Genomic DNA, 7073 nt, shown 5'->3' on the forward strand with positions numbered 1-7073 from the left:
CGTGGCGCCGCAGGGCGTGGCGCCGCAGGGCGTGGCGCCGCAGGGCGTGGCGCCGCAGGGCGTGGCGCCGTGGCGTTTCCCGCTTCCAGCCGATCAAGCCGGGCCGTGATGCCTTCCAGCGATGGGTCCATCTCAGGGCGGGCCAGCCGGATCAGCGCTACCTCCAGCGCCAGCCGGGGCTGCGTGCTCCACCGCGCATCGCCGACCGCCTCGTTGAGCACGCGCACGGCCCGCAGCAGGTCCGAGATGCTCGCGCGTTCCGCCTGGGATGTGATCCGGGCAAGACGCTCCGCCGGCACGTCGAGGATCTCGGAGGCGGCCTGGCCGCAGGTCTTCACAATGAGGAGGTCGCGGAACTGCTCCAGCAGGGTCCGAAGCACCTGGCGGATGTCCTTGCCGGCGTCAACGGTCTCCTGGGCCAGGCGCATCGCCGCGGCCATGTCCCGGTCCAGCGCCGCGTCCGCGAACGCCGCCGCGACGTCGTCGTCTATCAATCCCAGCACGCCTATGACCAGGTCGCGGTCTACCTGGCCGCCGGTGTACGCGCTTAACTGGTCAAGGACCGACTCGCCATCGCGCACCGAGCCGTCGGCGCTGCGGACAACCTGCGCCAGCGCCGCGTCGTCAATCGCAATTCCCTCCTTATCGGCGATGGTGCGCAGCCGCGCGGTGATCTCGCCGAACGAGACGCGCCTGAAGTCGAACCGCTGGCAGCGCGAGAGGACCGTCGCAGGGATCCGGTGCGGCTCGGTTGTCACCAGCACGAAGACCGCGTGGGCCGGGGGCTCCTCCAGCGTCTTGAGCAGCGCATTGAACGCGCTGGTGGAGAGCATGTGGACCTCGTCAATGATGTAGACCTTGTGCCGACCCTCCGTCGGCGCGAGCACGATCTTCTCCTTGAGATCGCGCACGTCGTCCACGCTCGTGTTGCTGGCACCGTCAATCTCGATGACGTCCATGCTGACCCCGCGCGCGATCGCCTCGCACTGGTGACACGCGTTGCACGGCGTCGGCGTGGGGCCGTGCGCGCAGTTCAGCGCCTTGGCGAAGATGCGGGCGGTCGTGGTCTTGCCCGTTCCGCGATGCCCGGCAAAGAGGTAGGCATGGCTGGTGCGGCCTGCCTTGATGGCGTTCTGCAGGGTACGCGTGATGCGTTCCTGACCTATGATCTCCTCAAACGACTTGGGCCGCCATCGGCGGTAGACGGAAACATGCGACACGGCGTTGCACCTCGGCCCCGTTTACTTCGGCGTCGCGGCCGGCCCTCCTTGCCCTCGGAGGATGCCCGGGGCGCTTTGCCGAACGCTCTTTCACACGATGTTCCCCGCGGCAGCATACCCCCTGCTCGAATCCGCCATGGCCAGCGCCGTCCTGGTGCTGCTGCTGGTCTCGACCGCCCTTCCCATCTACCTGCTGGTGTTCCGTCCGATCCGCCGCACGGACACCTGGGGTATCAGCGAAATGGCGGCGCTCACCGTGCTGTTCATGGTTACGCTGCCGCTTGCAGCGACGCTGGCCGGCATCACGCTGCCCCTGTCGCTTCTGGATCTCTCCACTGTTACCCTCGTGCAGAACGCGCTGTTCGTCGGCCTCTCGGCCTACGTTGTAATGGGCCGGTATGCCCTGCCGCCTGCGAGGCTGGGCCTGGCATTCGGCGGCTGGCCGCGGGGCGTGCTGCTGGGATTTGCCGCCGCGGCAGTGGTGATTCCGCTGGCGCTGGTCGGCGAGGACCTGGCGATCTTCCTTCTGGGGCTCGTGGAAGGCCCGGCGCAGGCCGCGGCGCGCGCCGAGGCCGAGCATCTGCTGGACCCACTGCGCCCGGTTATGGAGGCGCTCCCTGGCGGCGTGGCCACAGCATGGTTCCTGATACTGCTGGCCGTGATCGTGCCGGTGGGTGAAGAGGTGTTCTTCCGAGGGTTCATCTACGGCGGGCTGCGCGATAGGTGGGGCGCGATCCCCGCGGCGCTGGCCAGCGCGGTGTTCTTCGCGATCGCGCACCTGCAACTCGTGCACGGCCTGCCCATCCTGGTGCTCGGGGTGCTGCTGGCCTTTCTCTACGAGCGCACCCGGAGTCTCGTGCCGGTGATCGTCACCCACGCCCTTAACAACGTTATCGCGATCGCCTCGATCTGGTACGGCTGGGGCTAACCCCCGGGCTTCCTGGCGACCTCCAGCTGCCCTGCCACGCCCATGACGTGAAACCCGCTGTCGGCGAAGATCGTGTTCCCCGTGACCGCGCGTGACAGGTCGCTGGCCAGAAAGGTCGCCACGCCGGCGACTTCCTCCAGGGTGACGTTGCGGCGCAGCGGCGCGATTCCCTCCACCGCGTCGCGGAACCCCGAAAGCCCCTTGACCGCGCTGGCTGCCAGCGTGCGCAGGGGGCCGGCCGAGATCGCGTTCACACGCACGTTGATCGGTCCCAGTTCAGCGGCCAGGTAGCGCACCTCGCACTCCAGCGCGGCCTTGGCCACGGCCATGACGTTGTACGACGGCACGACCCGATCCACCGCGTTGTACGTCAGGGTCATGATGCTGCCGCCGCCGGCCGCCTCCAGCAGCGGCCTGGCAGCGCCCGCGCACCGGATTAGCGAATACGCGCTGACTTCCAGTGCCAGCGCGTATCCCTTGCGCGAGATACCCGAGAACGGCCGGAGTAGATCCTCGCGGTCCGCGAACGCCAGGCAGTGTACCAGGACGTCGAGGGCTCCCCAGCGTTCCGCCAGGGCGGCAAACACGGCGGCGATCTCATCATCAGAGGTAACGTCGCAGGGATAGATCGGGTATTCCGCGGCGCCGCCGATCTCTTCGAGCAGGCCGACCAGGTTGTCCTTGAGCCGCTCGCCCTGGTAGGTGAACGCCAGGGTCGCGCCCTCCCTGTGGAACGCTTTGGCGATTCCCCACGCGATGCTGCGGTTGTTTGCGACGCCCATGATCAACGCCCGTCTGCCTTGAAGGAGCACGATTCACCTCGCCGGTTGAGAGTGGCTGCCGTGGCCGGTCGGCGTCACGGGTACGCATTCGGGGCCGCGCCGCGGCGTCCCTCCGTCGTTGACGGCACCGGCCTGCTGCCGGTATGCTTCGCGATAAGCGATCCAAACCATCCGTCTCAACAACAGGGGGAAGGCCCATGCTAAGCAGAACGATCGCGGTGCTCGCCGCCCTGGCTGTCCTGCTCACCCCGTTCGCCGCCACCGACGCCCAGCAACCCCGCCGCGGGGGCATTTTGACGTTTGCGCTGCAGAGCGAGGGGCCGACGCTCGACCCGCACGCTACCACGGCGCTGGTCGTCTCGTACACGATGCACCACATTTTCGAAACCCTGTTCACGATCAACAGCAAGCTTGAGCCGGTGCCGATGCTCGCGGACCGGTACACCGCAACGCCGGACCGCCGGACCCACACGATCACGCTCCGCAAGGGTGTCCCCTTCCACCACGGTCGGGACATGACCAGCGACGATGTCGTGGCCTCGCTGACCCGCTGGGGTCGAATGGCGGTCCGCGGTCGGGCGCTCTTCGCCAACGTTGATTCGCTGACCGCGCCCGACCCGCTCACGGTCGTGTTCAAGTTGAGGGATCCGTACTCCCTGCTTCCGGCGGATCTGGCCTGGTGGACCCAGTTTGCCGCGATCTACCCCAAGGAGATCGTGGATGAAACCGGCACCGGCCCGCTGCGCAAGTTCATCGGCACCGGTCCGTTCCGATTCGTTGATCACGTGCCCGACCGGCACCTGCGCTTCGAGCGGTTCGACCGCTACGCCGCGCGTACCGAGACGCCCGACGGCATGAGCGGCCGGCGGACCGCCTACCTGGACGGCATCACCTTTGTCCCGATCCCGGACGCGGCGGTGAGGGTGGCCGGCGTGCAACGCAACGAATTCCAGTTCGCCGAGCTGGTCTCGGGCGACGACTACGACCGGCTCCGCCGCGAACCAAACGCGGTACCCTTCCGCGGCCCGGTGCCCAGCTTCCTGGCGTTCGTGCTGAACAAGCGCAGCGGACCCACAACGAACTTGAAGGTCCGCCAGGCCTTTCTGGCCGCCCTGGACGCCGAGCCCATCATGAAGGCGGCCTACGGCAACCCATTGTTCTACCGCATTGACTCCAGCCTGATGCCCAAGGAACACTACATGTGGTCCGACGCCGGCAAGGAGCTCTACGGCCAGAAGAACCCCGAGCTGGCCCGCCGGCTGCTCGCCGAGAGCGGCTATCGCGGCGAGCCGATCCGCTTCCTTGTCACCGCCGAATCGCTCTGGGCTGCCTACTCGGCCCCCGTGGCTAAGCCGATGCTCGAGCGGGTTGGCTTCAACGTGGACCTGCAGTTCATGGATTGGGCAACGGTGCTGACCCGCCGCGCCCGGACCGAGGGCTGGGAGGTCATGATCACGACGTTCACGGCCGTACCCGACCCCACGTTCCTGCTGGTGTTGAGCACCACTTTCCCGGGCTGGTATGAGACCCGTGACATGCAGGCGATCCTGACGCTCATGCGGCGGCACAGCGACCCCAAGGTCCGGATGGACCTCTGGCGCCGCGCGCAGCTGCTGTTCTGGAACGAGGTGCCCACGGTGAAGCTCGGCGACGGGTTCAACATGCATGTTCACCGGCCGGAGCTAAAGGGGTACCTGGGATTGCCGTCGCACCACCTCTGGAACACCTGGCTGGAACCGAGGCGGTAGAAGACCGCCCGCGCGCTGATCGCAGGTCTGGGGGGGAATCGGGGCCTCCGCGCTGAATCTGCGGACCATGGACCGATCGTGGCTCCGCCCCGCTCTCTGGGCGGCGGGTCTGCTCGCCGCTGCCTGGGTGCTCGGTCGCTTCAGCACCCTGGTGGCCACGGCCGTCGTCGTGGCCGTGATTACCTTCCCGATCTTCCCGGTCGTGGACCGGCTGGAGACCCGCTTTCGCATGCCGCGCGGCGCCGCGGCAGGGCTTGCGCTGCTGGGCCTGTCCGCGGTGCTTGTGCTGGGGGTGGTGAGCGTCATCCCCTGGGTCATCCATCAGGGACAAGTGCTGCTGGCCCTGGCGCCGCAGGGGATCGCCGCGGTGACCGAGTTCCTGTCCGGATGGCAGGCACGCGTGGCCGAGCCGACCTTCCCGCACCTGCTGCGCACCGCCTGGGAGCGGGCAGGCGAGACCGCGGTGGGTGCCGCCAACGCCGCGGTTGCTCGGACCGTCAACGTGGCGGCCAGGAGCATAGGCCAGATCTACCTCCTGCTGCTCATGCCCTTTGCGGTCTACTTCGTGCTCCTGGACTACAGGCCGGCGCGGGCCGCGGCCCTGTCGCTGGTCCCCGCGCCCGGCCGGGCGCGCATGGAGGCGCTGCTGGCAACTCTCACGACAACACTGCGTTGGGGCCTGTGGGCGCAGGTCGTCGTCAGCTCGATCGTCGGCGCCCTGACCGCTGCCGGGCTGGCGCTGGCCGGTGTTCCTGGTCCGCTGGCGATCGGCGTCTTCGCGGGCGTGGCCGAGGCCATTCCCTACATCGGCGGCTTCGCCACCTACGGCGTGGCGCTGCTGGCTGCGGCCCCGGAGGGCGGCGCGGTCTGGGCGTGGGCGCTGCTGGTGGTAACGGTGGTGAAGCTGCTGGCCAACGTCCTGGTGCCGTTGGTGCTCGGCCGCATGACCCGCATCCATCCCCTGGCGATAATCGTGGCCCTGCTGGCGCTGGGGCAGCTCTTTGGATTGATGGGGATGTTCTTCGCGGTGCCGGTGGTGGTGGTGGTGCGCGAGATCATCACGTGGTGGAGGCCCTGAATCGTGAGCCGGGACGCGCTCAGGCACATCGAGCACCTTTCTGTTACCATCGGTCCCCGCGGGTCCTGCACGGAGCAGGAACGCCGTGCCTCGGATTACTGCGCGCAGGTGATGCGCGACCTGGGCTACGACGTGCGCGTGCAGCCGTTCCGCGCCGCGCGCTCGGGATGGGCGCCATTCTCTATCGGCTCGGCACTTATGCTGGTTGCTCTGCTCAAGTTCCACGTCTCTCCCGCACTGGCCGGTGGGTTGGTAATCGGAGGACTGTCCGCCGGGAGGCTGGTGGCGGCTGCCCTCGCCCTGGCCGTGACGGTATCGATCCTGCTGCAGCTTGCGTTCCGCCCAAACCCGCTGGCCTGGTTGACGCCCCAGGGCACCTCGCAGAACGTGTATGCTGTCGCGAGGCCGCGCGGCGAGCGCCGGCGCACCGTCGTCGTCAGCGGGCACGTGGACACGCACCGCACGCCGCTGGCGATGGCATCGCCGCTGGCGTTCCGTCTGTTCCAGACGCTGACCACGCTGAGTGTGATCTCGTTTGTGGCGCTGGCGGGCCTGTTTGTCCTGGGAGCCGTCCGGCCTGAGATGGTCGGGCCGCGCCTGACCCTGCTGCCGGCGGCGATCGTGGCCATTGTGTTCCTTGTCACCCTGCAGCCCGAATTCAGCCGGTACGTGCCCGGGGCCAACGACAACGCCTCGGGCGCGGCCGCGGTCCTGGCCCTGGCCGCCCGGCTCAAGGCCTCACCGCTGGATGGCACCGAGGTGTGGCTGCTTAGCTCTGGGGCCGAGGAGACAGGCGCGACCGGCCCGGTGCGGCTGCTGGAGGAGCACCCCGAACTGAGGGACGCCGACTGGTTGATTCTCGACAACATCGCCGGCTCCGGAGCCGGGCCGTGCCTGATCACGGCGGAGCACGTGCTGCTGCCGATGCGCGCAGACCCCTCGCTGCTGGCCGCGGCGCGCGCGGTAGCCGCAGCCCGCCCGGACCTCGGCGCCTACGAGCACTACTATCGCGGGTTGTTTAGCGAACACTCACCGCTGGCCGCCGCTGGCTGCCGCTCGCTGGCGCTGATCAACTTCACACCACAGGGCGTGCTGCCCGACTGGCACCGGCCGACTGACACTTTTGACAGGATAGACCCCGGGGTACTCGAGCGCACCGAGGAGTTTGCCTGGGCGCTGCTGGAGCGTCTCGACCGTGATATACTTTCTGCCGGTAGACCGCCCGCCCAGGTGTTGGGCCCTTAGCTCAGCGGGTAGAGCGGCGGGCTTTTAACCCGCGCGTCGGGGGTTCGAGTCCCTCAGGGCCCACCAGGCAGG

Annotated in this window: 6 protein-coding genes and 1 tRNA gene; 5 read left to right on the plus strand and 2 right to left on the minus strand. The window is 68.3% G+C overall.

The features are described from left to right. Positions 1 to 1220: DNA polymerase III subunit gamma/tau (gene dnaX, locus RDU83_13750; protein ID MDQ7842065.1), on the minus strand; the 1220-nt coding region annotated here is incomplete at its 3' end. Positions 1221 to 1281: 61 nt separating this feature from the next. On the opposite strand from dnaX, the gene RDU83_13755 reads away from it, so the two are divergent. Then, positions 1282 to 2148, plus strand: a complete 867-nt coding sequence (locus RDU83_13755; GenBank protein MDQ7842066.1) for a type II CAAX endopeptidase family protein — start codon at positions 1282 to 1284, stop codon at positions 2146 to 2148. On the opposite strand, the gene RDU83_13760 is transcribed toward RDU83_13755, so the two are convergent. After that, positions 2145 to 2930, minus strand: a complete 786-nt coding sequence (locus tag RDU83_13760; GenBank protein ID MDQ7842067.1) for an enoyl-ACP reductase — start codon at positions 2928 to 2930, stop codon at positions 2145 to 2147. The two genes, RDU83_13755 and RDU83_13760, sit on opposite strands and share 4 nt — an antisense overlap. Before the next feature lie 197 nt (positions 2931 to 3127). On the opposite strand from RDU83_13760, the gene RDU83_13765 reads away from it, so the two are divergent. From RDU83_13765 to RDU83_13780, 4 genes are all read left to right on the plus strand, one after another. Further along, positions 3128 to 4678 carry an ABC transporter substrate-binding protein gene (locus RDU83_13765; GenBank protein ID MDQ7842068.1) on the plus strand — a complete coding sequence of 517 codons (1551 nt, stop codon included), beginning with the start codon at positions 3128 to 3130 and terminating at the stop codon, positions 4676 to 4678. 67 nt (positions 4679 to 4745) lie between these two features. Next, positions 4746 to 5756, plus strand: a complete 1011-nt coding sequence (locus RDU83_13770; GenBank protein MDQ7842069.1) for an AI-2E family transporter — start codon at positions 4746 to 4748, stop codon at positions 5754 to 5756. Between the two features lie 3 nt (positions 5757 to 5759). Then, complete coding sequence (locus tag RDU83_13775; GenBank protein ID MDQ7842070.1) at positions 5760 to 7001, plus strand: M28 family peptidase; 1242 nt, start codon at positions 5760 to 5762, stop codon at positions 6999 to 7001. Continuing rightward, positions 6992 to 7067 (plus strand) — tRNA-Lys (locus RDU83_13780). Before RDU83_13775 ends, RDU83_13780 begins: the two co-directional genes overlap by 10 nt. Positions 7068 to 7073: the final 6 nt, after the last annotated feature.

It is taken from the genome of bacterium (genome assembly GCA_031082185.1).
Lineage (GTDB): Bacteria > Sysuimicrobiota > Sysuimicrobiia > Sysuimicrobiales > Humicultoraceae > VGFA01.

Coding starts and splice junctions, on each gene's coding strand:
- RDU83_13755 (MDQ7842066.1), top strand. CDS start 1,282: ATGCCCGGGGCGCTTTGCCGAACGCTCTTTCACACGATGTTCCCCGCG.
- RDU83_13760 (MDQ7842067.1), bottom strand. CDS start 2,930: ATGGGCGTCGCAAACAACCGCAGCATCGCGTGGGGAATCGCCAAAGCG.
- RDU83_13765 (MDQ7842068.1), top strand. CDS start 3,128: ATGCTAAGCAGAACGATCGCGGTGCTCGCCGCCCTGGCTGTCCTGCTC.
- RDU83_13770 (MDQ7842069.1), top strand. CDS start 4,746: ATGGACCGATCGTGGCTCCGCCCCGCTCTCTGGGCGGCGGGTCTGCTC.